Source organism: Tenacibaculum todarodis (assembly GCF_001889045.1).
Taxonomy (GTDB): domain Bacteria; phylum Bacteroidota; class Bacteroidia; order Flavobacteriales; family Flavobacteriaceae; genus Polaribacter; species Polaribacter todarodis.
This window is the reverse complement of record NZ_CP018155.1, coordinates 1,738,929-1,761,184: the sequence shown is the minus strand read 5'-3', so window position 1 is coordinate 1,761,184 and position 22,256 is coordinate 1,738,929. Positions and strand designations below refer to the sequence as shown.

Genomic DNA, 22,256 nt, shown 5'->3' with positions numbered 1-22,256 from the left:
TAGTGTTTCGACTACGCTCAACAACCAAAAAAGAGCTCAAACAAATGCTACAATCGCTAACGCGGGCGTGTTTGCAAACAAATAGTATTACAACATTTTTTGTTGTTTTTTATAAAAAGAATCGGCTTGCAGTTTTAATAAATCGCGAGCCATTTTTTGTTTATAGGCATAAATTTCTTCTTCGTTTTTAATGTCTTCATATACTTTTTTATTGATATCAATATCTGCTTGTAGCATTTCCTCTCGCTGATTAACTTGTTGTTGTACCCAAGTTTTAATAGCCGTTTCTTGGTCTTGTAATTTAAAGTCATATTCGCCCTTTGGTGAAATTAATTTAGCGAAAATAGGCGATGTTTCAATTGCTAAAAATAATAGAAATATAAAGAACGATGGTAGCCAAGGTAATTTGTTTAGTGCGGTAACTCTTGCCATTAATCCGTCGAAATTGTTTATAATCGGTTGTGTTTTTGTTTCTGTTAATTTTTGATTTTCAATTAATGAAGCAATTGCAGTTTCTTTTTGGTTAATCTTATCAGTATTTGTTGTTTTCAACTGATTTAATTCTGCTAAAGCAGCATCGTGTTTTTCTCGTTTTTCTTTGTAAACCGGTCCTTTTCCTAATAATTTAGTTCCTTTTCTTCCTTCTGCTTCTGCAATATAAGTTTCGTATAAAGCATCAGTTTCTGTTTCTTTTGTTGCTATTTCTGTTTTTAAAACTTCAATTTCAGAATTAATTTTTGCAATTTCAGGTGTAAATTGTTGTGCAATTTGCGTTTTATTATCCAGCGTCATTTGGTTTTTTTCTGTCAATAAAACCTGATTGATTTCTTTCTCAAAAATCTTTAATTCCAACGGTTTAGAAATAACTACGGCAATAATTATAGCTAATAAAATTCTTGGTGAAGCTTGTAAAAATTCTTTCCATTTAGAATCGTTTTTTTTGATTGTAGCAACTATAAATCGATCTAAATTAAAGATTAGTAAACCCCAAATGATTCCAAAGAAGATTGAAGTATATGGATTATCGAAAACAGTAAACAAAGCATAACTACCAGCAATAGTTGCCATAATTGCGGTAAAGAAAACTGTTGCGCCAATACCAACGTATTTGTTTTGTTCTCCGTTAGCGCAGTTATCTATAAGTTTTAAATCTACTCCAGAGCAGATTAGGAAGAATTTTTTAAGCATTGGTTGTTTTTAAGTATTGTTTGTTCTAATTAATATTAGAAACTTCTCGATACAATTCCGCCCAAAAGCGGAATCACTCGATGTGACAGTGTGTGATTGTTTATACTTAAACAACGAACAATTTTAGAAATTGTTACAAAAAAAGCCTCACATTGTGAGGCTTTTAACAAAAAAATCAATAATTTTTTGTGAGTAACTCGAACATTTTATCTTGGCTTTTAGTTAGATACCAATTTGAAATACTTTTTTCTTTATTTGCATATCTACTACTTATAAGATAATCTTTATCGTTTTTTATCAGTTTAAAGTATTCTTTTTTAGAAATTTTTTTATCCTCTAAATAATAATGATCTTTAATCTGTTTTGAATGATTTAGTAAATAATTGTTGTTTTTTGGTTTTTCTTTTATCTGTTTTTCTTCTATAATATTTACTTTTGGATCAACTACCCATTTAGATTTACTTTTTTGTTTAGATGTTAGTTCTTTCCCTTTTTCATCTACTTCCTTTCCCCAACGATTAAAATATTTAGTTTCTCCTTTTTCTTTTACATAATATAATGTTTGGTTATTTGTATAAGACCAACCTTTTTCAATTCCGTTTTTAGTTTTAACTGGCGGTGGAGGAGGTGGGATATTAGATTCTTCTCCTTTTTTAACCTTTGGAGCAGGCGGTGGTGTCGGAATGTTTGACTTTTCACCTTTCTTTACCTTTATTGGTGGAGGTGGTGGTGGAATTATATATTGATAGTCTTCAACAGAATTTTTCTGCTCTTTAGACATAGAACTATATAGATATTGTAGTTTTATAATATCCTTATTTTTAAATAATCTGTCTTTTTTACCTCTTTCTATTATGGAATTGTATTCTTCCAATTCTGCTTTTGAAGCTGAAAGTTTTTCATACTTAATAGTAATTGGCTTTTTTATAGTGTCTTTTTGAGTAAGCCTCATTTTAAGAGCATTTACATCTTCTAATTTTAGTTTAATATCTTCTAAAACAGGATTAGGTGAAATACTTTGTTTTGAAGATTTTCTTTTCTTAGGTTCTTGCTCATAAATTATTATTGGTTCTTTAGATAAATTAATAATTGTTTTGCTATTAATTTCTTTAGATTCAATATTTATATCTTTTACCTTTTTAATTAACTCTATAGCTTCAGAATAATTAATCTCTTTTTCATTATAGAAATAAGATGTATCCTTGTTTTTTTGTTTTTTAACATATTGTAAAGGAGACATTGGTGGAGGTGGAGGAATTCTTTCTTCAACAATCTCAATTATTTCCTGTGCTTCAACTCTTTCTGCAAAGAGGAATAGAAACCCTGCTAAAAGCGGAATTACCGCCAGTTTTTTAAGCAAAATTTTTACTTGTGAACTTTTTGTTGTCATCATTTTTAATCTTTTTTTTGTAAGTGAATAATTCAAATTACTGGCCAAGTAATATTCGTTGTTCCATGCAGCTTTGTTCAATAATAAATGCTGATATTGGAAAGTGTTTTTATGTTGATTGATAACCTTTTCATCGGCCAAAAATTCGTGATTTAATTGTATTGCTTTTTTTAGTAAAATAAACATTGGATTTATCCAAAATACTATTTGAAGCAGTTCTATTAAGATAACATCAAAAGTGTGTTTTTGAGTTACGTGCGTAAGCTCGTGTGTAAATAACTCGTCTTCAATTGCACCGTTGTTATATTCGTTTTTATTGATAAAAATATAGTTCCAAAATGAATGTGGTAAAATTTTAGTTTCCACTAAAACAAGTGTTGCAGATTTTAAATTTACATGTGTGTTCTGCTTTACTTTACTGATTATTTTATACAAATTTCTGATAAAACGAATTCCGAAAACAGCAGAAATTAAAATATAAAGACTCGTTAAAATTGTAGTCCAATTGATACTTTCTTCTACAATGTTTTCAGATATAGGAAACTCTAAAGTTGTAAATTCTTGTGTTGTTTCTGGAATTGCTGTTAAAGCTGGAATTGCCTCCACATAAATTATAAAAGCGGGTGCAAAAAATGCAAATAAAATGCTACCTAATAAATAAAAACGATTGAATTTATGCATTTTTTCTCGCTCTAATACTGAGTGATAAAAACCTAATAATAGCGCTAAACATAATGCGGATTTTAATAAGTAAGTTATCATTATTCTTGCTTTTTAATTTGAGTATCTATTATCTTTTTTAAAGCTTCTAACTCTTCTGTTGTGAGATTGGTTTCTTTTGTGAAAAATGACGCAAACTGACTTGCAGAATCGTTAAAGAAGTTTTTAATTAATCCGTTTACATGTTTAGAAAAATAATCGGTCTTTTTAACTAACGGATAATATTCTCTTGATTTTCCAAATAAAGTATAGGCAATAAAACCTTTATCACTCATTCTTTTTAATAAGGTTGCAACGGTTGTTGTTGCTGGTTTTGGTGTTGGAAAATCTTCTAATAAATCTTTCATAAAAGCTTTTTCTCGCTTCCATAAATATTGCATTAATTGTTCTTCGGATTTTGATAATTGCATCATAAATTCATTTTTACTCTACAAACATAGAATAAATACTTTAATTCTACAAATGTAGAGTAAAAAATCTTTGAAGTTTTAATTGGAGTTGGCAAGTATGCCCGCGTTAAGGATTGAAACGGCATCCTTTTTTTGTTTTAAAAAAAGATATAGTGTAAAGCCTGACCCAATTATTTGATAAATAATTGGGTAACGCCCCAAAAAAAATCCGCTCATTGCTGAACGGATTGTTTGTTTTATTTTGACATTTCTGTAAAATAGGTATAGAAATATGGAATGGTTTCAATTCCTTTTAGGTAATTAAAAATTCCGAAATGCTCGTTTGGCGAGTGAATTGCATCAGAATCTAAACCGAAGCCCATTAAAATAGTCTTACTTTTTAGTTCTTGTTCAAACAAAGAAACAATAGGAATACTTCCGCCGCTACGTTGTGGAATTGGCGTTTTACCAAAGGTAGTTTCGTACGCTTTACTTGCCGCTTTGTACGCAATATTGTCTATTGGCGTTACATAACCTTGACCACCATGATGTGGTTTTACAACAACGGTAACCGATTTTGGAGCAATACTTTCAAAATGCTTTTTAAACAATTCAGTAATGTCTTTCCAATCTTGATTTGGCACTAAACGCATAGAGATTTTAGCATAAGCTTTGCTTGCAATTACCGTTTTTGCGCCTTCGCCAATGTAACCTCCCCAAATTCCGTTTACGTCTAAAGTTGGTCTAATTGAATTACGTTCGTTGGTTGTGTAACCTTTTTCACCATGAACAGCATCAATTTTTAATGCATCTTTATAGTTCTCTAATGAAAATGGTGCTTTTGCCATTTCTGCTCTTTCTTCTAAAGAAAGTTCTTCTACATTATCGTAAAAACCAGGAATGGTAATGTGATTGTTTTCGTCGTGTAAAGAAGCAATCATTTTTGTTAAAATATTGATTGGATTTGCAACTGCGCCTCCATATAAACCAGAGTGTAAGTCTCTATTTGGGCCTGTAACTTCTACTTCTACATAACTTAAACCACGTAAACCTGTGGTAATTGACGGAATATCGTTGGCAATCATTCCTGTATCAGAAATTAAAATAACATCGTTGGCTAATTTTTCTTTGTTTCTTGGAACAAACCAAGCTAAACTTTCTGATCCAACTTCTTCTTCACCTTCTATCATAAACTTTACGTTACAAGGTAAATTTCCTGTTGAAGTCATGTATTCTAATGCTTTAACGTGCATGTACATTTGTCCTTTATCATCACAAGCTCCACGAGCAAAGATTGCTCCTTCAGGATGTTTGTCAGTTTTTTTTATTACAGGTTCAAATGGAGGAGAAGTCCATAATTCAATTGGATCTGCAGGTTGAACATCATAATGTCCATATACTAATATTGTAGGTAAATTTTTATCAATTATTTTTTCTCCATAAATTATTGGATAACCAGGCGTTTCACATAGTTCAACTTTATCGCATCCTGCTTTTTTTAAACTATCCAAAACAAAATCGGCCGTTAATAAAACGTCTTTTTTGTAAGCAGAGTCTGCACTTACAGATGGTATTTTTAACAGTTCTACTAATTCGTTTATAAAACGATCTTTATTGTTTTCTATGTAAGATTTTATAGTACTCATTGGTTGAATTTTATTTTAACTCAAAAATAGAAAAATAATTATGAACTGCTTTGTAGTTTCTGCTTATTGTTTATATTTGCATCCCGATTTACTTCGGATAAGTTGCAGGCGTGGTGGAATTGGTAGACACGCTAGACTTAGGATCTAGTGCCGCAAGGTGTGAGAGTTCGAGTCTCTCCGCCTGTACAAACAAAAAGCTTCTCATTTAGAGAAGCTTTTTTTAGTTTAATGAAAATTTTATTATTATTGATTTATGGATACTAATTTTAATCAACTTCAAATAGAATATTTAGGAACAAAAAAAGTTTCTTCTTTTTTTAAACTTATCTCTATTTGTTTGATTCTAATTTTCGCATTTGTTCCTTTAGCTGAATTTATTAATGGCTTAGATTATCATTATATAGAATCTTATCCAGTTAGGTCTTGTATTGTTGGTTGGGAGAATTATTATCAACCAAAACCTTTGCAATTTAATTCATTACCTCCTATAAAGTAAATTTTATTTTTTTATCTAAAACTCCAGCCTTTATAATCACTCGAAGCTTCTAGTTTGGTTTCAATATTATCTGGTAATTCAGGGAAAAAATCGATGCCCGTTTTTTGTTCCAATTCATCTATCGAAACTACAAACTCGTATAAAGGTTTGTTACTTTCTTTGTGAGGTAATAAAAAGGCAATCGCTTTAATTTGTGGTTGCGTATAATCTAACAAAACTTTGTAAAACTGATTTGGAACTGCAACTTTATCTTTTCCAATAGTTTTCATATTTCCTTTTAAAACGCCACCAGTTACAACAAATAAATGATCGTATTTCTTTGCCCAATAACGAGTTTTCTGTTCTAACCTGTTCCAAATCCCAGCATTAAAATCGTGTTTTTGAGGAGAAATATTAGACGTTAAAAAGGTTTCGTTAAAGCTCTCTTCTGTTAGTTTTCTATCTCCAGCAGGGCATAAATGACCGCGATCATAACCCGATTTTTTATAGCTTCTCCAATGCGCAGCTGTTGTTTTTACTTTTTTATCTACGTAAAAATACGGTCGTTTTCTATCCGTGTAAACAATGTCTTTTTTATCTAAAGAATACGCAACCCATTCCGCTTGTTCATGTTTTTCTGAATACGATAAATTATAACCGCTATGCTGTACTATTTGCCCTGTTGTAGAAGTTGGAAAATAGTTAAATCCTTCTGTATTAACTACCACATCATTAGAAATTACAGATATTGTGTTTTCATTTTTCTCTTGAAAATAATAAACAGTCAGTAAGACAACTAAAGCAATTGCAGATATAATTCTCTTCTTATTCATGGATTACTTTTTTAGTATAATTTCTTCAAAATCTTCAGTCTTTTCAGCATCTTTAAAAAGCTCTTGAAATTTTGTTGGCAGAACCGTTAATTTTCTTTTTACTAAATCTAACCAAGCTCCGTAAACTGTAATAACTGCCGATAATTTTCCTGCTTCATTAAAAACTTCGTGCTGTAATTTCCAACGTTCTCCGTTTCTCGATAAACCTAAAACTTTAACATTGGCCGAAATATTTTCTCCTAAATGTATTTCTTTTAAAAAACGAGTGTTCTCTTCAAACAAAATAGGACCAATTTTCTCCTTCCCAAAATCTTTTATAGTAATATTTTTTTCTTTAAAATAACGCAATCTAACTTCTGCAGCGTAGTCATTATAAGACGTGTGACGCATGTGAATATTGGCATCAAAATCTGCCCAACGTGTTGTAAAATTTACAGTAAAACTCATTGTTATCTTTTTTTTTAGAAATGCGAAAATACATTTTTTTTGGGCGTTCGAGCGGGCTTTCCGCACTCGCTTTTTTTTGTTTTGTATTTCCCGCTTCGCTCAATAATCAAAACAAAAAAAGAGCTCAAACAACTGCTTCAATCCCTAACGCGGGTTTACTTGCTAGCTTTTTACATCAAGAGCGTCTCTCAATGCATTACCAACCAACATAAAAGCCATCACTAAGCTCATAATTGCCAAACCAGGTATTAATGCTAAATACGGTTTTCCTAAAATAATATAGTTGTAGTGATTCTTAATCATTGCGCCCCAAGAAGGCGTTGGAGGTTGTGCTCCAATTCCTAAGAAACTTAAACCACTTTCTATTAAAATTGCTCCTGCAAAATTTGCAGCAGAAATTACAATTACTGGTGCAATTATATTCGGTAAAATATGCTTAAAAATAATTCTGAAATCAGAAAAACCTAATGCTTTTGCAGCCTCTACATATTGTTGCTGTTTGGTAGTTATCACTTGCCCACGAACAACTCTGGCAACTTCTACCCACATTGTTAAACCAACCGCAATAAATACTTGCCAATATCCTTTTCCTAAAGCTAAAGTAATTGCAATTACTAATAACAGCGTAGGAATTGACCACGTAATATTAATAAACCACATAATAATTGTGTCTACTTTTCCGCCAAAATAACCAGCAATTGCGCCAATTGGAATTCCAATTAAAAGCGAAATAAACACGGCAATAAAACCAATAAAAAACGAAATTCTTGCTCCAATTAATAATCGACTTAATAAATCTCTTCCATATTTATCGGTTCCAAAATAGAAGGTCCTTTGTTCAATGTTTTTAGAATACGAAGCTGGATATTCTTTTGTTAATCCGTCTGAAAAGGTAATTACGTGTAGTTTATTCCCTTCAGTTTTATGAGACTTTATTGGAATTTCAGTGGAAGAAATACGTTTTCCGTATAGAAACTTGTTAAACCAAGATTGTGTATTTTTTTCTTCCGAAGGTATGGAAAGCATTTGTACAGAAAAACCAGGTTTTTTAGAATGAATTTCTACATGCATTTGATTTGCAGAATTGCTGTTATCTGGTGCTAAAACATAGCAAAAAACCGCAATAAATCCACAAAGAATAATATACCAAAAGCTCACAACTCCTGTTTTGTTTTTCTTAAATTTTTGGATGGCAAGTTGCCAAAGTGAGTTGGAGTTATTCATTTTAACAAATGTAATAAAGAAATGTTAGATGAGATTCTGAAACAAGATTCAGTTATTCGTGAAAATCTGTGTAATCCGTGTCTTATTTTTTATTCATAGGATATAGTTCTTGCCCAAGAAAATCTTTAGGAAAATCTTCTTCGCCATCAAAACCTAATTCAATATCGCGACCTGAATGCGGAATGTAATTGGTTTTGAAAATATAATCCCAAATACTTAATGTAATTCCGAAGTTTACACCGTTTTTTCTTCCTTCAGGTAATTCTTTAGCATGATGCCAAATGTGCATTTTGGGATTGTTTAAAATGTACTTTAAAAAACCATAATTCCAATTAATATTAGCGTGATTTAAATGTCCAATTGTAATATTAAAAAAGTGAACTATTGCAACATCTTGCGCTGTAAAACCGCCCATAATTGCTAGTGGAATATATTTCATAGAATTGTACAAAACTGGTTCCATCCAATGATAACGTAGATGTGCTGCAAATCCCATTTCTTTTACCGAGTGATGTACTTTATGGAAATTCCAAAGAAATTCAAATTTATGCAATAAAGTATGTGTAAACCATTGTACAAAATCGATGATGATAAAAAAGACAAAAAGACGCAACCAAAGAGGAAACGTATTAACATCAAAAATCTGAAAATTTGTAATTGACAAACCAATAACTCCTAAAATATCATTAAAAATTGCTGCGGCAGAATTTGATAAGGCAATTAATACAATTAAGTTCAATAAAAAGAAATTGAAGAACATGTAAAATACATCTAACCAAAAGTCTTTTCTAAACAACGATTGATTTTTTCGCCAAGGGAAAATAGCTTCCAAAGCCCAAACTACCAAAGAAATAATTATTAGTCCGTAGAAATAGTTTTCCCAATTTAATTCCATTAAAACAGATTGTTTAATGTAATTCCAGTAATTGGAATAGGAGTTTTTTATTATGTCGATATATTTATTCAAAAGTAAAAACGTTTACTTCAAAGTTAATGAAATAAACGTTTTTAAAATAATTTAATGTTGATTATCGCCTAGCAACATCCGCCTCCATCATAATGAAAAGTAGATTCTGAGAAATAAATATCATCTCTACCTAAAGCTTGTAAATCTCCTGCAGTTTTATCGCAAATTGCTATAGGTTGGTTTTTTAATAATGTATGTCCTTTTCCGTCATCAAAGAAATCTTCGTCACCATAATAAATAGCAGCTTTTCCTGTAAAAATACAAGGACCATCTTCTGGCATTGGATCTTTAATTGCAGCAACTTCAATAGACTCTATATAAATTAACTCATCTGTTGGATAATTTTTTGGGTCTAAAATTCTGTAGGGTTTTCTGGCTCTAATTTCAATAGTTCCAAAGCCAGCATCTGTTAAAGCTTTTACATAATCGGCTATTGTTAAACTTCCACTTAAACACAAAGCACGTAAACGTTCGTCGTTACGCAATTCGTCATTCATTGGTTGCTCACAAGTAGGATCGCTCATTACCAATTTACCGTTCGGTTTTAAAACTCTGTACATTTCTGCAATCGCCTTTTTTAAATCGTCAGACTTAAAAATATTGAATAAACAATTCTGTGCAGCAACATCAATAGAATTATCTTCAACAGGTAAATTCATTGCATCACCTTTGCGTAAATCAACAAAATCAGATTTAAACCAATCGTTTTGTTCTTCAGCAATTATAAAGTTTTTACGTGAAGCTTCTAACATTTCATCCACAACATCTAAACCAATTACACCGCCTTTATTTCTATTGAAATATGCAAATTGTAATAATTCCATTCCGCCACCAACACCAACATATAGCATTTTTGGATTGTTAGTTAAATCTCTTGCATGCACAGTTGAACCACAACCGTAGTTCATTTCTTGCATGATACGTGGAATTTTTAATCCAGGTAATTCCCAAATAGGATTTGTAGTACAGCAAAGTCCAACATCTGGTGTTAAGGCTGCTTCTTTATAAACGTTGTGTGTGGTTTCTAGGTAACTCATATTCTCAGTTTACAGTTTGCAGTTTTCAGTTTTCAGTATCAGATTAACTGAATACTGCTACTGAATTACTGCTAACTTATTTTTATTAATTCTTTAAATAATGTTATCATTTTTGGTTCTGCTTTTCCTGCAACAGCAATGATTTCTCCAATATCTACAGGTTGTAAATTCTTTGGATCACACTCATCTGTTAACACAGAAATAGCCGCACAAGGTAAATTTAATTGCTTTGCAACAATAACTTCTGGAACTGTGCTCATTCCTACAGCATCAGCTTCTAGAATTTGTAACATTCTGTATTCTGCTCTGGTTTCTAATTGTGGACCAACAACACTTGCATACATTCCTTCGTGCAATTGTATGTCGTTAGCTTTTGCAATTTCTTTCAGTTGTTTATTGATTTTTTTCGAATACGGTTCTAACATATCAGCAAAAATGTTTCCGAATTCGTTTGCGCCTTTAAACGCTAGGGGAGAACCTCCTTGTAAATTTAAATGATCTTCTAACAACATTAAATCGCCTTTTTTATAAGAAAGATTGATTGCTCCAGCAGCATTAGAAATCAATAAAGTTGAAATTCCTAAACCGTGCATTGTTCTAATTCCGTAGGTAACTTCCCAAAGATTATAACCTTCATATACATGAAAACGACCAGACATAACGATTACTTTCTTGCCAGATAAAGTTCCGTAAATTAATTTTCCAGAATGAAACTCTACAGTTGCTTGTGGAAAATTTGGGATTTCTGAATAGGCAATTTCTTTTTCGATTTCTATTTCGTCAACTAATTTTCCTAAACCTGTTCCTAAAACAATTCCTATTTGTGGATTTGTAATTCCGTTTGATTTTAAAAAATCTATTGTTTCTTGTAGTTGCTCTTTTTTCATTTTAGTTCTTTAGAAATTTTTGAAATGCTGGATGATTTTCGATGTCTTCAATAACATCAACATCATTTAATTCTTGCAACAAATGTACGTTTACTTTTTCTAAATCGATAAGCGTTTCTGCTCTTACAGTTGAAGTTCCCCAAGTTTTGTTTTCAAAAATATTAGGCTGTAACGTTTTCATTCCTAAAAGATAATAACCGCCATCTTCAGCAGGTCCAAGAACAACATCGTTTGTGTTTAATTTTGAAAAAGCATCTTCAATAATTGTTGGTGTTAAATCGTATAAATCGCTACCAACAATCATTACTTTTTGATAACCAGCTTCAAAAGAATTTTTAAATGCATTTTGCATTCTAAAGCCTAAATCTTCGCCAAACTGTTGGTGTTTTTGGTAAATGGATGAACTCCAAATATCATTATCTCTAATTTTTACCGAATAATAAACTGCTTTATCACACGTTAAATTCTGAGTAATTTCTTTGGTTTTATTGAGTAGGAACTTATAAATTTCTAAGGCAGTTTCATCTCCAACGGATTTAGCTAATCTTGTTTTTGCTTTACCTAATTCTGGATTTCTAGTAAAGATTAGTAGTAAGTTTTTATTTTTTTGATTCATTTTTTATTTTATCCATAACAGTAAGAACTGAAAACTGTTACTGCCTACTGCAAACTTTTTTAGTATACTTTTTCGCCTTTTAAAAGCCATTTACTCCATTCTTTAGAAAAAGCATGTACTTTTTCTGTTTCTTTTCCTTTAGAATTGTATACTTTTTGATTGAGATTTTTCCATTCAAAAATTCCTCCATATAAATTTAAAACATTTGTGTAACCTGCTTTTTTAAGTTGTTCTGCAACATCTTCAGATCTTACTCCAAGAGAACAATACACTACTATTTCAGCATTTTTATTTGGAAGCTTTTTAATAGTTTTTTTAAGGTTGAATTTGTCATAACCAACAAACACAGCATTTTCTAAATGACTGGTTTTAAATTCGTCTTTCTCACGTGCGTCTAATAAAACAACATCCTTAGAAATGTTTTTTAAACTATCTACAGAAATATATGGAACACTTTCTGTGTTGTACTTCTTCAATAATTTATCTAAACTATTTTGGGAACAAATAGTTTGACTTAAAATTAATAGTATAAAAAAAACGTTCTTCATTTAATATTGTTTACTGATAACTGCCGACTGATAACTGAATTTTACGCCACAACTCCTTGGCAACTACTTCCAGCACCAGCAGTACAACCGTAACAATGTTGGTTGATAATTATATTTCTATCCTGTAACAATTCTTCGTTGTATTCGGAAATATGTTTTACTTTAGAATTAACTTTTAAATTCAGCATTTGATTAAAATCGCAATCGTACAACCAACCATCCCAACTTATAGAAAGTGTGTTTGTACACATTACGTTTTCTACTGCAGCAGGATTGTATGCGTCAACTAAAGAATGCATATAATCTTCGTAATTTTCTGAAGCAATTAAATAATCTAAAAATCTACTAATTGGTAAATTTGTGATTGCAAATAAACTATGAAAGTCAATATTAAAATCGTCTTTCAAAGCTTTTTTGAAATCGTTTTCTAGCGCCATTTGATCTCCTGGTAAAAATGCACCAGACGGATTGTACACTAGATCTAATTTTAGGTTAGAACCTTCCATTCCGTAACCAACTTCGTTTAGCATTTGTAATGCTTTGATTGACTTGTCAAAAACACCATCACCACGTTGTTTATCGGTTTTTCCACGTGTCCAATGTGGCATTGAAGAAACTACATGAACATTGTGTTTCTTGAAAAATTCAGGTAAATCGTAATACTTTTTATTGGCTCTAATAATTGTTAAGTTAGAACGAACAATAAAATCTTTAATTCCTGCTTTAGAAGCTTCTTCTACAAACCACCTAAAATTTGGGTTCATTTCTGGTGCGCCACCAGTTAAATCTAGTGTATGCGCTTCCGTTTTTTTAATAACATCTAAACATTGTTGCATGGTTTCAATGGTCATAATCTCTTTTCGATCTGGACCCGCATCTACATGACAATGTGCACAAACTTGGTTACACATATAACCTAAATTTATTTGTAGAATTTCTAATTTCTTTGGACGTAAAGGAAGCTGATTTGTTTCCTTTATTTTATTAGCAAAAGTTGGCAACTCACCGTCTGCGAAAATTCCGTTTGAAAGAATTTCCATTTGACGCTGTGTGTTTGCTAAATCGTTATTTCTTGCTTTTAAAGACTTTGTAGCCATTTTTTAGTTTTCAGTTTTCAGTCGCAGTAAACAGTTTGAGCAGGTTTATCTGCCAACTGATACTGTAAACTGTGTACTTATTTATCCGTCTAATTTATTCACTTTATTCATCATTTGAACTCCATGTACTAAAGTTGCGCCACTTTTTATGGCTGCTCCAACGTGAATGGCTTCCATCATTTGTTCTTTTGTAATACCACGTTGTAAACTATCTTTTGTATACGCGTCAATACAATACGGACATTGTTCCGTATGTGCAACAGCTAAAGCAATTAAGCTTTTTTCACGAGCAGTTAAAGCACCTTCTTCAAAGACTTTTCCGTAATAATCAAAGAACTTGTTTCCAAGTTCTTCGTTCCATTCTGTTATTTTTCCAAACTTTCTTAAATCAGCTGGATCGTAATATGTTTTTGACATTTTGTTTTATTTCAGTTGAAAAGTAAAAGTACAAATTGTTTTCAATTATATTTTAAATAAAGTAGCAACGCTACCTACTTACCGTTAAGATTCCAATCGTAAGGTAAATAATGAATTTTAGCATCCGTATTTACTTTTTCTGATGCGTATTTATTAATGAAATCTATAACAGAACCATCTTTTGTAAAATCCTCTTTAAACCAGTTAAAAATTTCTGAAAGATGAACAGTACTCTTTTTATTTAGTTTGTTTTTGTTGCTATCATTAACAAAAGCAACCATTAGTTTATCCAATTCGGCATTAATGTTTTCTTCTGTAAAAGCCTTGTTGTGTAACTTAGGACAAGAACCAGATGCACAATTTACGCCAACATGAACTCTAGGGTCAAATAAGTCTTTACGCAAAATCTTGTGTTCAAGATGATCCAATGTATAAGTTTTTTTACCAACTTTTACAAATGGAATTTTCCAAGCTATATTGCCTTTTTCCTTTATATCTGTAATGCTTTTTAAAGGATAATTACTTAAAATTAATTTTAGAGTATATGCATTATAAGCGTTAATCCAAAAGGCTTTTTGCTTATTTGTAGACCAAGATTTATCTGGAGTTGTTGTAGCTAAATAGTTTAGGTAACTGTCTAACTTAGTCTCGTTAGTTTTTAATCCTTTGTAATCTACATTTCCTTGTTTGCTAACATGTTTTTGCAATAGTTCATTAAATGTTGAAGTTTGTGCACTTGCTGAAACAAATAACATTAAAAGTATTGCTGTTATAAAATTCTTCATTTTTATATAATTTATTGTTTTTTAGACGAAACCTTTTACTATTGATTACAAAAATTAATCCAAAATTTCTTCACCTACTTTTAAATTGAATTTTCTTCGGAAAAGGTATATAATTCCGTATAAAATTGGAGTGTCTAAAGCCGCTATAATTACTTTGAATAAAAATCCGCTTATTAGTAATGATGTAAAAATAGACCAAGGTAAAATACCAAAAATAGATAATAAGGAAACTACTGTAAAAGTGTCTATAAATTGTGAAGCAAAGGTTGAAAAGTTATTACGTAACCAAAGGTGTTTTCCTTTAGTTAGTTTTTTCCAGAAATGAAAAATTCTAATATCTATAAACTGCGCAAGTAAATATGCCAACATGGATGCTAAAACTGCTAAAGGAGATAATCCAAAAACTTGATGAAAGGTTTTATTATCTATTGGAGAATTATCAATTGCAGGAGTGAAATCTGCCACTAAAATAATTAACATTGAAAAAAAGGATGCAAAAATACCAGCAATTACAACTTGATTTGCTTTCTTTTTTCCGTAGATTTCTGATAAAATATCGGTTATTAAAAAAGTAATCGGATAGGGAAGTATTCCAACAGAAATTTCAAATCGGTACAAACCAAATGGTTCCCAATAAAAGAATTTCTGAAATATTAAGTTTGATGCTACCAAAGACGCAATAAACAATGCAGCCAGAATTAGATAAATATTTTGGGCAAGATTTTTGTTTTCTAGTGTCATAGAACGAAAATAGTGATTTTAGATAACTCGATAGTTAGATTATTAGATTTTTAGAATTGATGACTAAAGTTAGCAAACAAGTTTAGCCCCGATTGTAGCGGCATCCTTTTTTACTGTCAGTTCGAGTGAATTTGTGAAGTATGAACAAATTTGTATCGAGAACAGAGGTAAAAAAGATATAGCGGAAAGCGGGAAATAGCTTCAAATTAAAATGTTTATTTTTGCCAACAATTAAACGAATAAACAGTTACACAAATACACAATACATGAAAGCATATATTTTTCCGGGTCAAGGAGCGCAATTTACAGGAATGGGATTGGATTTATACGAAAACTATCCGTTAGCGCAAGAACTGTTTGAAAAAGCAAATACTATTTTAGGTTTTTCTATTACGGACGTAATGTTTGAAGGAACCGCAGAAGAGTTAAAACAAACTAAAGTTACGCAACCTGCCATCTTTTTGCATTCTGTAATTTTAGCGAAAGTTTTAGGAGATTCTTTTAAACCAGAAATGGTTGCAGGACATTCTTTAGGAGAATTATCGGCATTAGTTGCCAACGGAGTTTTGTCTTTTGAAGACGGATTAACCTTGGTTTCTAAACGTGCTTTGGCAATGCAAAAAGCGTGTGAAATTGCTCCATCTACAATGGCAGCGGTTTTAGGTTTGGATGATAAAATAGTAGAAGATACTTGTGAAGAAATTGATGGAGTAGTGGTAGCGGCAAATTACAATTGTCCTGGACAATTAGTAATTTCTGGTGAAGTTTCTGCTATTGAAAAAGCGTGTGAAGTTTTTAAAGAAAAAGGTGCAAGAAGAGCTTTAATGTTACCTGTTGGTGGAGCTTTTCACTCACCAATGATGGAGCCAGCAAGAGAGGAATTAGCTGCTGCGATTGAAGCAACTGTATTTAATGAACCTACTTGTGCTGTGTATCAAAATGTGCCAGCAAAAGCGGTTACAAATCCTGCTGAAATTAAAGAGAATTTAATAAAACAATTAACTGCGCCTGTAAAATGGACACAGTGTATTCAGGCTATGATTGCTGATGGAGGAACTGAATTTATTGAAGTTGGGCCAGGTAAAGTTTTACAAGGTTTAATGCGTAAAATTGATAGAAGCGTTGCTGCTAGTGGAGCTGTATTATCGGAATAATTTTAGGTTATTAATAATAGAAAGCCCCAATGTTAAATTTAACATTGGAGCTTTCTTATTTAATTATTTTAAATCTAGTTCTTAATTTTCTGCTGCCTTTTATTTAATAGAATTGGTTCTCCATAGCCTAATTCTTTCATTCTTTCTAGTTGTGTTTCTGCATCACCAACAACTAACCAAATCATTTTATTTGGGTTTACATATTTATTAGCAAGTTCCTTAACACGTTCTTTTGTCATATTATTTACTATTTTTTCAAAGTCGTTCACATAATCAGCTTTTAACCCGTAATCACTAATATTGGAAAGCATATTTAGTTTTGCCCAAGAGGTTTCAAATGCTCTTGCATTACTTTTAATTAAGAAACTTTTTGTTGTTTCTAAATCTTTATCAGAAAAAGTAGTTGGATAGTCTTCTAGTATTTTTTTAACTGCTTGTGCAGATTCTAATGTAACATTAGAACGAACTCCACTTGAAATTGTGAAAGCTCCTTTTGCTTTTGTACCAGAAAAACCAGAACGGATTCCGTAAGTATACCCTTTTCCTTCTCTTAGTTCCTGTGTTAGACGAGAAGCAAATCCACCTCCGCCAAGAATATAATTCATAACAGTAGCTGCATGATACTCTTTGTCTGTTACCGCTAAAGCTGGAGCACCAAATTTTAAAGTTGATTGTTTTGCATTAGGAATGTCATAAAAATAAACTGTTGGTTTAGTAGGAGCATCTGGTGTTTTGTACACGGGTATTGTAACTTCTTTTGCTTTCCATTTTGTATTCAAATTTTCTAGAGATGTTATTACTTTTTCTTTAGAAATATCTCCAACAACTAACATTTTTGTGACAGATGGAGAAATGTAATTATTGTAATAGGTTTTTAAATCGTCAATTGTTATTTTTTCTACAGACGTTAAATTACCTAAAATATTTTTAGAGCGGATATTATCTTTTCCGTAAATTAATTCGTTGTAAGCATTACTTGCAACTGAATTTGGATTTGCTTCTTGCTGGCGTAAGTTAGTAATTGCAGCTTTTTTAAGTAATTCGAACTCTTTTTTATCGAATCTAGGTTCTAACAAAATTTCTTCAGCTAATGCCAATGTTTGGGTGTAGTTTTTAGCTAAAGTTGTTCCGCTTAAAGTAATGTTTTCTGTATCTGAATATACATTAATTGTAGCGCCCAAATCTTGAATTGCTTCTTCTAATTCTTTTACACTTTTGTTTTTTGTTCCTTTGTTTAACAAGTCTGCTGTTAAATTAGCAACGCCTAATTTATCCATAGACTCTAGTAATTGTCCGCCATCAATAGTAATATTAAAACGCACTAAAGGAACTTCATCATTTTGTATTCCGAATATTTTTAAGCCATTTTCTAGGCTACTCTCATAAACTTTAGGAACTGCTAATGAAGGAGTATTTCCGTATGGAGGTTCTATACTTCTATCAAAAGTAGAAGGGGTTTTCTCGTAAGTTGCAGCAATTTTTGGATCGAATTTCTCTTCTGCTCCTGTTACAATTTTCTCTTCTACAACATCCGCTAAAATAGCTCCTGTTAAAGCTAATTCTGCAGAACTTCTAGGAACAAAACTAGTGGCTACATAATTTTTGGCTTTAATGTATTTGTTATAAACACGTATTACATCTTCTGTTGTTACAGCAAGTGTGTTTTTTATGTCTTGTGTTACAAAGCCAGGATTTCCTGTATATGTATTGTAAGAAGCTAAATTGGTTCCTTTTCCTAATACGCTAGATAAGCTACTGTAAAAGCGTGTTTCTTGTCCGGCTTTAATTCTATTTAAATCTTTTTCAGAAATACCTTCTTCTTCAAATTTTGCAAAAGCTTTTTCTATTCCAGCTTTTACATCATCTAATTTTACATTGTTAAAAGCTCTAATTGCAATTTGTGTTTCTCCTGCTAATTCGGAATTTCTACTATACATTCCTGTACGAGAAGTTAGTTTTAAATCATCAATTAAAATTGTATTAAATGGAGCCGATTTTCCGTCTGTTAAATATTGGGATAAAACGTTTAATGCATAAGAATCTGGATGGTATTGTTCAACAGTTGGCCAAACCATAGTTAATTGTGGTACTCTTGCAAAATTATCTTCGTAATATAAAGATTTAATTTGGTTAACTTTTCCTGGTCTTTTTTCTAATGCAGGAATTTCATTTCCTTTAGGGATTTCATCAAAATATTTATGAACCCATTTTGTTGCCTGTTCTACATCTATATCTCCAGACAAAACTAAGGTTGAATTATTAGGAACATACCATTTTTTAAAAAATGTTTTTACATCTTGCAAAGTAGCATTTTGTAAATCTTCTAAAGAACCAATTACTTGCCAGTTATAAGGATGATCTTTTGGATATAAGTTTTTACCAATTACATATTGATTATGACCATAAGGTCTATTATCATTACTCTGTCTTTTTTCGTTCTTTACAACTTGTTTTTCTTTTGCTAAAACTGGGTCTGTAACGGTGTTTATAAACCAACCTAATTTATCTGCCTCTGCCCAAATCATTTTTTCTAAACCATTTTTTGGTACAGTTTGCAAGTAGTTTGTTCTGTCTCTAGAAGTAGATCCATTTGCTCCAGAACCACCAATTCTTGCGCTCATTTTATCTAACCCACCTTTTCCTAAGTTTTCAGATTCTAGAAATAATAAATGTTCAAATAAATGAGCAAAACCTGTTCGGCCTTCAATTTCTCTAGCAGAACCAACGTGTACCATTAACTCTACTGCAACTACAGGATCTGATTTGTCTACATGAAAGATAACATCTAATCCATTTTTTAATTCTATTTTTTTGTAATTAATACTTAGTTCCGGTGTTTTTTCTTTGGAAGTATTACAAGCTATTAAACTTGTAATTGCTAAAAAAGCGATACATATTTTTTTCATTTGAGTTGATTTTTGAGTTTATAAAATTACTAAAACTAAATTAGGAAAATCTTTATGTATTGTTAAAAAAAAACTCAAACTAGATATAGTTTGAGTTTTCTTTAAAATTAGTTGTTATAATGTTTCATTTAAAACTACAAACGCTATAGTTTAATATCTAACTCGTTTTCAATTTTTTCTTTAGTAGGTTTTACTAAAAATAAGTATAATATTAGTAAAAGCCCAAAAATAGCTAATTCAGGTTTTAGAAATAAAATTAAAAATGCACTACCTTCTAGAATTGCCCAACGAACAATTGAAGCTGTTTGATATTGCATCATTTTTTCTTCTTTAGATTGTATCTTATCTATTTTTGATAGTAAGTTTTTAAATACAAAGTTACTTGCTAAAACTGCAATTGCAGGAATAAATATATAATACAAGTTTTCTCCTTCTAGTGTAGGAACCGTAATGTTTAAGATGTCTCCAATTATAAAATAGCCAAGTGTTAATCCTGCTAATAATGCAAAATGAATAATTTTTAATGTCTTAATTTCGTTTTCCATAATTTATTATTGTTTTTGTTGCCATTTCCAGGCAGAGAGTAACGCTTGGTCTAAAGTTTTTTCTGTTTTCCAATTCAGTTCTTTGTTGGCGAGAGTAGTATCTGCATAGGCAGAAGTTATATCTCCAGAGCGTCTTTCAACAATTTTATAATTTAGTTTTTGATTGGTTACTTTTTCAAAAGTTTTTATAATTTCTAAAACTGAAGTTCCTTTTCCAGTTCCTATATTAAAAACTTCAAAATTTGTTTTGTTACTTTTATTGATGAGTCTTTTTAATGCTGAAATATGTGCTTTTGCTAAATCTACAACGTGTATATAATCACGAACAGCGGTTCCGTCTTTAGTTGGATAATCGTCTCCAAAAACAGATAATTGTTCTCTAATTCCAGCTGCAGTTTGGGTTACGTACGGAATTAAATTTTGTGGAATTCCTAAAGGTAATTCGCCAATTTTAGCACTTTTGTGCGCGCCAATAGGATTAAAATAACGCAATGCTATTGCCTTTAAATTGTTTGAAAGACAACTTTCATTTATAATTTTTTCGCCAATTTGTTTGGTTTCTCCATACGGAGATTCCGCAGGTTTAAGTGGAGCGTTTTCTGTAATCGGCAATTCATCTGCTTGTCCATAAACGGTACAAGAAGAACTGAAAATTAAATTATTGAGGTTTCTGTTTTTAATTTCAGCTAATAGATTAACTAAACCATCTACATTATTTTCAAAATACTCTTGTGGTTTTTGTACGCTTTCACCAACACTTTTTAAAGCTGCGAAATGAATAATTCCGTCTACTTTTTCAGTATCAAAAAAACTTTTTAAAGCTTCTTTACTACGAATATCAATATTGTAAAAATCTGGTTTTACACTTGTTATGGATTTTATTTGTTCTAAAGCCTCTATTCTAGAATTAGAAAGGTTGTCAATAATTAAAACATTAAATCCAGCGTTTTGTAACTCTACAACAGTGTGAGAACCTATAAAACCTAATCCGCCAGTAACAAGGATTTTTTTCATTTTATTATTTTAGGGGGTAAATAATATTTTATGATTTTTACTTAATAAAATTTAAAATTGTTTTAGTTATAAATGCTAATTGTTCTTCATCTAACTCTGTGTGCATTGGTAAAGAAATGACTTCATCAATTAATTGATTGGTAACTTTAAAATCTGCTTCATTATAACGTTCGTCTTTATAAGCCTTTTGCGCATGTAAAGGAACTGGATAATAAATTGCATTTGGAATATTATTATCTAATAAATGTTGATGCAATTCATTACGTTTTCCATTCGTAATTTTTAAAGTATACTGATGAAAAACATGAGTTGTAAAATCGCTAATTACTGGTGTAATAATATTTGGATTGTTAGCAAAAGCAGTAGAATAGTATTCCGCAGCGCTTCTTCGTGCATCACAAAAACCATCCAGTAAAGGTAATTTTATTTGTAAAACAGCAGCTTGTAAACTGTCTAAACGAGAATTTACTCCAACAACATCGTGGTAATAGCGTTTGTACATTCCGTGATTTACAATACCTCTTATTGTGTGGGCTAAATCGTCATCATTTGTAAAAATTGCGCCACCATCTCCATAACATCCTAAGTTTTTAGATGGAAAAAATGAAGTAGTTCCTACATTTCCAATAGTACCAGATTTCTTTTTTGTTCCATCTGAGAATGTATAATCTGCACCAATTGCTTGTGCATTATCTTCAATTACATAAAGATTATGCTCTTTAGCAACTTCCATTACGGCTTCCATATTGGCACATTGTCCAAATAAATGAACAGGAACAATAGCTTTTGTTTTTGGAGTAATAGCTTTTTTTAACGCTTCAATATCTATATTAAAAGTATCAGGTTCAACATCAACCAAAACTGGCGTTAATTTTAATAGTGCAATCACTTCTACTGTTGCAGCAAAAGTAAAATCTGCCGTTATAACTTCATCTCCTTGTTCTAAACCTAAACCCATCATTGCAATTTGCAAAGCGTCGGTTCCGTTTGCACATGGAATTACGTGTTTTACATCTAAATATTTTTCTAAATCTGCTCCAAAGCCTTTAACTTCAGGGCCTCCAATATAGTAAGCTGTGTCTAAAACACTTTCAAAAGCGGTGTTTACTTGCGATTTTATCTTTGCATATTGACCTTGTAGGTCAACCATTTGAATTTTTTTCATCTTGTTGAATGAATTTTTTAGAACACCAAAAATACGAATTAAATTTCTGTTATCTTTGGAATTAA

The 22,256-nt window shown here is 31.2% G+C and carries 22 protein-coding genes and 1 tRNA gene; 3 read left to right on the top strand and 20 right to left on the bottom strand.

The genetic code is table 11. The annotated features are described in order from the left end of the window. Nucleotides 1-87: 87 nt before the first annotated feature. The 4 genes from LPB136_RS07970 to LPB136_RS07955 form a co-directional block, all read right to left on the bottom strand. Nucleotides 88-1,188 carry a DUF4407 domain-containing protein gene (locus tag LPB136_RS07970; protein WP_072555751.1) on the bottom strand — a complete coding sequence of 367 codons (1,101 nt, stop codon included), beginning with the start codon at nt 1,186-1,188 and terminating at the stop codon, nt 88-90. Nucleotides 1,189-1,363: 175 nt separating this feature from the next. Further along, the gene (locus LPB136_RS07965) at nt 1,364-3,340 is read right to left on the bottom strand and encodes a M56 family metallopeptidase (RefSeq protein ID WP_158009621.1); all 1,977 of its coding nucleotides are present in this window, start codon (nt 3,338-3,340) and stop codon (nt 1,364-1,366) included. Beyond that, nucleotides 3,340-3,708 carry a BlaI/MecI/CopY family transcriptional regulator gene (locus LPB136_RS07960; protein ID WP_204218397.1) on the bottom strand — a complete coding sequence of 123 codons (369 nt, stop codon included), beginning with the start codon at nt 3,706-3,708 and terminating at the stop codon, nt 3,340-3,342. Before LPB136_RS07960 ends, LPB136_RS07965 begins: the two co-directional genes overlap by 1 nt. A gap of 236 nt (nt 3,709-3,944) precedes the next feature. Next, nucleotides 3,945-5,333, bottom strand: coding sequence for a dipeptidase (locus tag LPB136_RS07955; RefSeq protein WP_072555745.1), 1,389 nt, complete (start codon nt 5,331-5,333; stop codon nt 3,945-3,947). Between the two features lie 104 nt (nt 5,334-5,437). Here LPB136_RS07955 and LPB136_RS07950 point away from each other — a divergent pair. Both LPB136_RS07950 and LPB136_RS07945 read left to right on the top strand, forming a co-directional pair. After that, nucleotides 5,438-5,519 (top strand) — tRNA-Leu (locus tag LPB136_RS07950). Between the two features lie 67 nt (nt 5,520-5,586). Next, nucleotides 5,587-5,829 carry a hypothetical protein gene (locus LPB136_RS07945; RefSeq protein ID WP_072555743.1) on the top strand — a complete coding sequence of 81 codons (243 nt, stop codon included), beginning with the start codon at nt 5,587-5,589 and terminating at the stop codon, nt 5,827-5,829. Between the two features lie 11 nt (nt 5,830-5,840). Here LPB136_RS07945 and LPB136_RS07940 read toward each other — a convergent pair whose 3' ends face one another. The 12 genes from LPB136_RS07940 to LPB136_RS07885 all read right to left on the bottom strand — a co-directional run bounded on the left by LPB136_RS07940 (nt 5,841) and on the right by LPB136_RS07885 (nt 15,407). Next, nucleotides 5,841-6,641, bottom strand: a complete 801-nt coding sequence (locus LPB136_RS07940; protein WP_072555741.1) for a DNA/RNA non-specific endonuclease — start codon at nt 6,639-6,641, stop codon at nt 5,841-5,843. A gap of 3 nt (nt 6,642-6,644) precedes the next feature. Next, nucleotides 6,645-7,088, bottom strand: a complete 444-nt coding sequence (locus LPB136_RS07935) for an acyl-CoA thioesterase (RefSeq protein WP_072555739.1) — start codon at nt 7,086-7,088, stop codon at nt 6,645-6,647. 162 nt (nt 7,089-7,250) lie between these two features. Continuing rightward, nucleotides 7,251-8,312 (bottom strand): ABC transporter permease, encoded by a 1,062-nt coding sequence (locus LPB136_RS07930; RefSeq protein WP_072555737.1) that lies wholly within the window; start codon nt 8,310-8,312, stop codon nt 7,251-7,253. Nucleotides 8,313-8,394: 82 nt separating this feature from the next. Then, nucleotides 8,395-9,279, bottom strand: coding sequence for a sterol desaturase family protein (locus LPB136_RS07925; RefSeq protein ID WP_072555735.1), 885 nt, complete (start codon nt 9,277-9,279; stop codon nt 8,395-8,397). A gap of 68 nt (nt 9,280-9,347) precedes the next feature. Then, a complete protein-coding gene (gene arsM, locus LPB136_RS07920; protein ID WP_072555733.1) occupies nt 9,348-10,316 on the bottom strand; it encodes an arsenosugar biosynthesis arsenite methyltransferase ArsM in 969 nt (322 codons plus the stop codon). Between the two features lie 71 nt (nt 10,317-10,387). Next, nucleotides 10,388-11,203, bottom strand: coding sequence for a purine-nucleoside phosphorylase (locus LPB136_RS07915; protein ID WP_072555731.1), 816 nt, complete (start codon nt 11,201-11,203; stop codon nt 10,388-10,390). A gap of 1 nt (nt 11,204) precedes the next feature. Beyond that, nucleotides 11,205-11,819: a TIGR04282 family arsenosugar biosynthesis glycosyltransferase gene (locus LPB136_RS07910; protein ID WP_072555729.1), complete on the bottom strand. Its 615-nt coding sequence runs from the start codon at nt 11,817-11,819 to the stop codon at nt 11,205-11,207. Between the two features lie 59 nt (nt 11,820-11,878). Next, complete coding sequence (locus LPB136_RS07905) at nt 11,879-12,367, bottom strand: rhodanese-like domain-containing protein (RefSeq protein WP_072555727.1); 489 nt, start codon at nt 12,365-12,367, stop codon at nt 11,879-11,881. A 41-nt stretch (nt 12,368-12,408) separates the two neighbouring features. After that, nucleotides 12,409-13,464, bottom strand: a complete 1,056-nt coding sequence (gene arsS, locus LPB136_RS07900; protein WP_072555725.1) for an arsenosugar biosynthesis radical SAM (seleno)protein ArsS — start codon at nt 13,462-13,464, stop codon at nt 12,409-12,411. A gap of 81 nt (nt 13,465-13,545) precedes the next feature. Further along, nucleotides 13,546-13,881 (bottom strand): arsenosugar biosynthesis-associated peroxidase-like protein, encoded by a 336-nt coding sequence (locus LPB136_RS07895; protein WP_072555723.1) that lies wholly within the window; start codon nt 13,879-13,881, stop codon nt 13,546-13,548. Nucleotides 13,882-13,955: 74 nt separating this feature from the next. Further along, on the bottom strand, nt 13,956-14,666 hold the full coding sequence (locus LPB136_RS07890; protein WP_072555721.1) for a DUF547 domain-containing protein: 711 nt from the start codon (nt 14,664-14,666) through the stop codon (nt 13,956-13,958). A 54-nt stretch (nt 14,667-14,720) separates the two neighbouring features. After that, complete coding sequence (locus LPB136_RS07885; protein WP_072555719.1) at nt 14,721-15,407, bottom strand: queuosine precursor transporter; 687 nt, start codon at nt 15,405-15,407, stop codon at nt 14,721-14,723. Nucleotides 15,408-15,673: 266 nt separating this feature from the next. On the opposite strand from LPB136_RS07885, the gene fabD reads away from it, so the two are divergent. Continuing rightward, nucleotides 15,674-16,561: an ACP S-malonyltransferase gene (gene fabD, locus LPB136_RS07880; RefSeq protein WP_072555717.1), complete on the top strand. Its 888-nt coding sequence runs from the start codon at nt 15,674-15,676 to the stop codon at nt 16,559-16,561. A 74-nt stretch (nt 16,562-16,635) separates the two neighbouring features. On the opposite strand, the gene LPB136_RS07875 is transcribed toward fabD, so the two are convergent. The 4 genes from LPB136_RS07875 to LPB136_RS07860 all read right to left on the bottom strand — a co-directional run bounded on the left by LPB136_RS07875 (nt 16,636) and on the right by LPB136_RS07860 (nt 22,191). Next, on the bottom strand, nt 16,636-19,467 hold the full coding sequence (locus tag LPB136_RS07875; RefSeq protein WP_072555715.1) for a M16 family metallopeptidase: 2,832 nt from the start codon (nt 19,465-19,467) through the stop codon (nt 16,636-16,638). A 143-nt stretch (nt 19,468-19,610) separates the two neighbouring features. After that, on the bottom strand, nt 19,611-20,012 hold the full coding sequence (locus tag LPB136_RS07870; RefSeq protein WP_072555713.1) for an MFS transporter: 402 nt from the start codon (nt 20,010-20,012) through the stop codon (nt 19,611-19,613). Between the two features lie 6 nt (nt 20,013-20,018). Further along, nucleotides 20,019-21,026 (bottom strand): UDP-glucose 4-epimerase GalE, encoded by a 1,008-nt coding sequence (galE, locus tag LPB136_RS07865; RefSeq protein ID WP_072555711.1) that lies wholly within the window; start codon nt 21,024-21,026, stop codon nt 20,019-20,021. Nucleotides 21,027-21,063: 37 nt separating this feature from the next. Beyond that, nucleotides 21,064-22,191: a DegT/DnrJ/EryC1/StrS family aminotransferase gene (locus LPB136_RS07860; RefSeq protein WP_072555709.1), complete on the bottom strand. Its 1,128-nt coding sequence runs from the start codon at nt 22,189-22,191 to the stop codon at nt 21,064-21,066. Between the last annotated feature and the right edge of the window lie 65 nt (nt 22,192-22,256).

What these genes read in the sequence shown, in the direction of transcription:
- LPB136_RS07970 (WP_072555751.1), bottom strand. Translation starts at nt 1,188, where the DNA reads ATGCTTAAAAAATTCTTCCTAATCTGCTCTGGAGTAGATTTAAAACTT.
- LPB136_RS07965 (WP_158009621.1), bottom strand. Translation starts at nt 3,340, where the DNA reads ATGATAACTTACTTATTAAAATCCGCATTATGTTTAGCGCTATTATTA.
- LPB136_RS07960 (WP_204218397.1), bottom strand. Translation starts at nt 3,708, where the DNA reads ATGCAATTATCAAAATCCGAAGAACAATTAATGCAATATTTATGGAAG.
- LPB136_RS07955 (WP_072555745.1), bottom strand. Translation starts at nt 5,333, where the DNA reads ATGAGTACTATAAAATCTTACATAGAAAACAATAAAGATCGTTTTATA.
- LPB136_RS07945 (WP_072555743.1), top strand. Translation starts at nt 5,587, where the DNA reads ATGGATACTAATTTTAATCAACTTCAAATAGAATATTTAGGAACAAAA.
- LPB136_RS07940 (WP_072555741.1), bottom strand. Translation starts at nt 6,641, where the DNA reads ATGAATAAGAAGAGAATTATATCTGCAATTGCTTTAGTTGTCTTACTG.
- LPB136_RS07935 (WP_072555739.1), bottom strand. Translation starts at nt 7,088, where the DNA reads ATGAGTTTTACTGTAAATTTTACAACACGTTGGGCAGATTTTGATGCC.
- LPB136_RS07930 (WP_072555737.1), bottom strand. Translation starts at nt 8,312, where the DNA reads ATGAATAACTCCAACTCACTTTGGCAACTTGCCATCCAAAAATTTAAG.
- arsM (WP_072555733.1), bottom strand. Translation starts at nt 10,316, where the DNA reads ATGAGTTACCTAGAAACCACACACAACGTTTATAAAGAAGCAGCCTTA.
- LPB136_RS07915 (WP_072555731.1), bottom strand. Translation starts at nt 11,203, where the DNA reads ATGAAAAAAGAGCAACTACAAGAAACAATAGATTTTTTAAAATCAAAC.
- LPB136_RS07910 (WP_072555729.1), bottom strand. Translation starts at nt 11,819, where the DNA reads ATGAATCAAAAAAATAAAAACTTACTACTAATCTTTACTAGAAATCCA.
- LPB136_RS07905 (WP_072555727.1), bottom strand. Translation starts at nt 12,367, where the DNA reads ATGAAGAACGTTTTTTTTATACTATTAATTTTAAGTCAAACTATTTGT.
- arsS (WP_072555725.1), bottom strand. Translation starts at nt 13,464, where the DNA reads ATGGCTACAAAGTCTTTAAAAGCAAGAAATAACGATTTAGCAAACACA.
- LPB136_RS07895 (WP_072555723.1), bottom strand. Translation starts at nt 13,881, where the DNA reads ATGTCAAAAACATATTACGATCCAGCTGATTTAAGAAAGTTTGGAAAA.
- LPB136_RS07890 (WP_072555721.1), bottom strand. Translation starts at nt 14,666, where the DNA reads ATGAAGAATTTTATAACAGCAATACTTTTAATGTTATTTGTTTCAGCA.
- LPB136_RS07885 (WP_072555719.1), bottom strand. Translation starts at nt 15,407, where the DNA reads ATGACACTAGAAAACAAAAATCTTGCCCAAAATATTTATCTAATTCTG.
- fabD (WP_072555717.1), top strand. Translation starts at nt 15,674, where the DNA reads ATGAAAGCATATATTTTTCCGGGTCAAGGAGCGCAATTTACAGGAATG.
- LPB136_RS07875 (WP_072555715.1), bottom strand. Translation starts at nt 19,467, where the DNA reads ATGAAAAAAATATGTATCGCTTTTTTAGCAATTACAAGTTTAATAGCT.
- LPB136_RS07870 (WP_072555713.1), bottom strand. Translation starts at nt 20,012, where the DNA reads ATGGAAAACGAAATTAAGACATTAAAAATTATTCATTTTGCATTATTA.
- galE (WP_072555711.1), bottom strand. Translation starts at nt 21,026, where the DNA reads ATGAAAAAAATCCTTGTTACTGGCGGATTAGGTTTTATAGGTTCTCAC.
- LPB136_RS07860 (WP_072555709.1), bottom strand. Translation starts at nt 22,191, where the DNA reads ATGAAAAAAATTCAAATGGTTGACCTACAAGGTCAATATGCAAAGATA.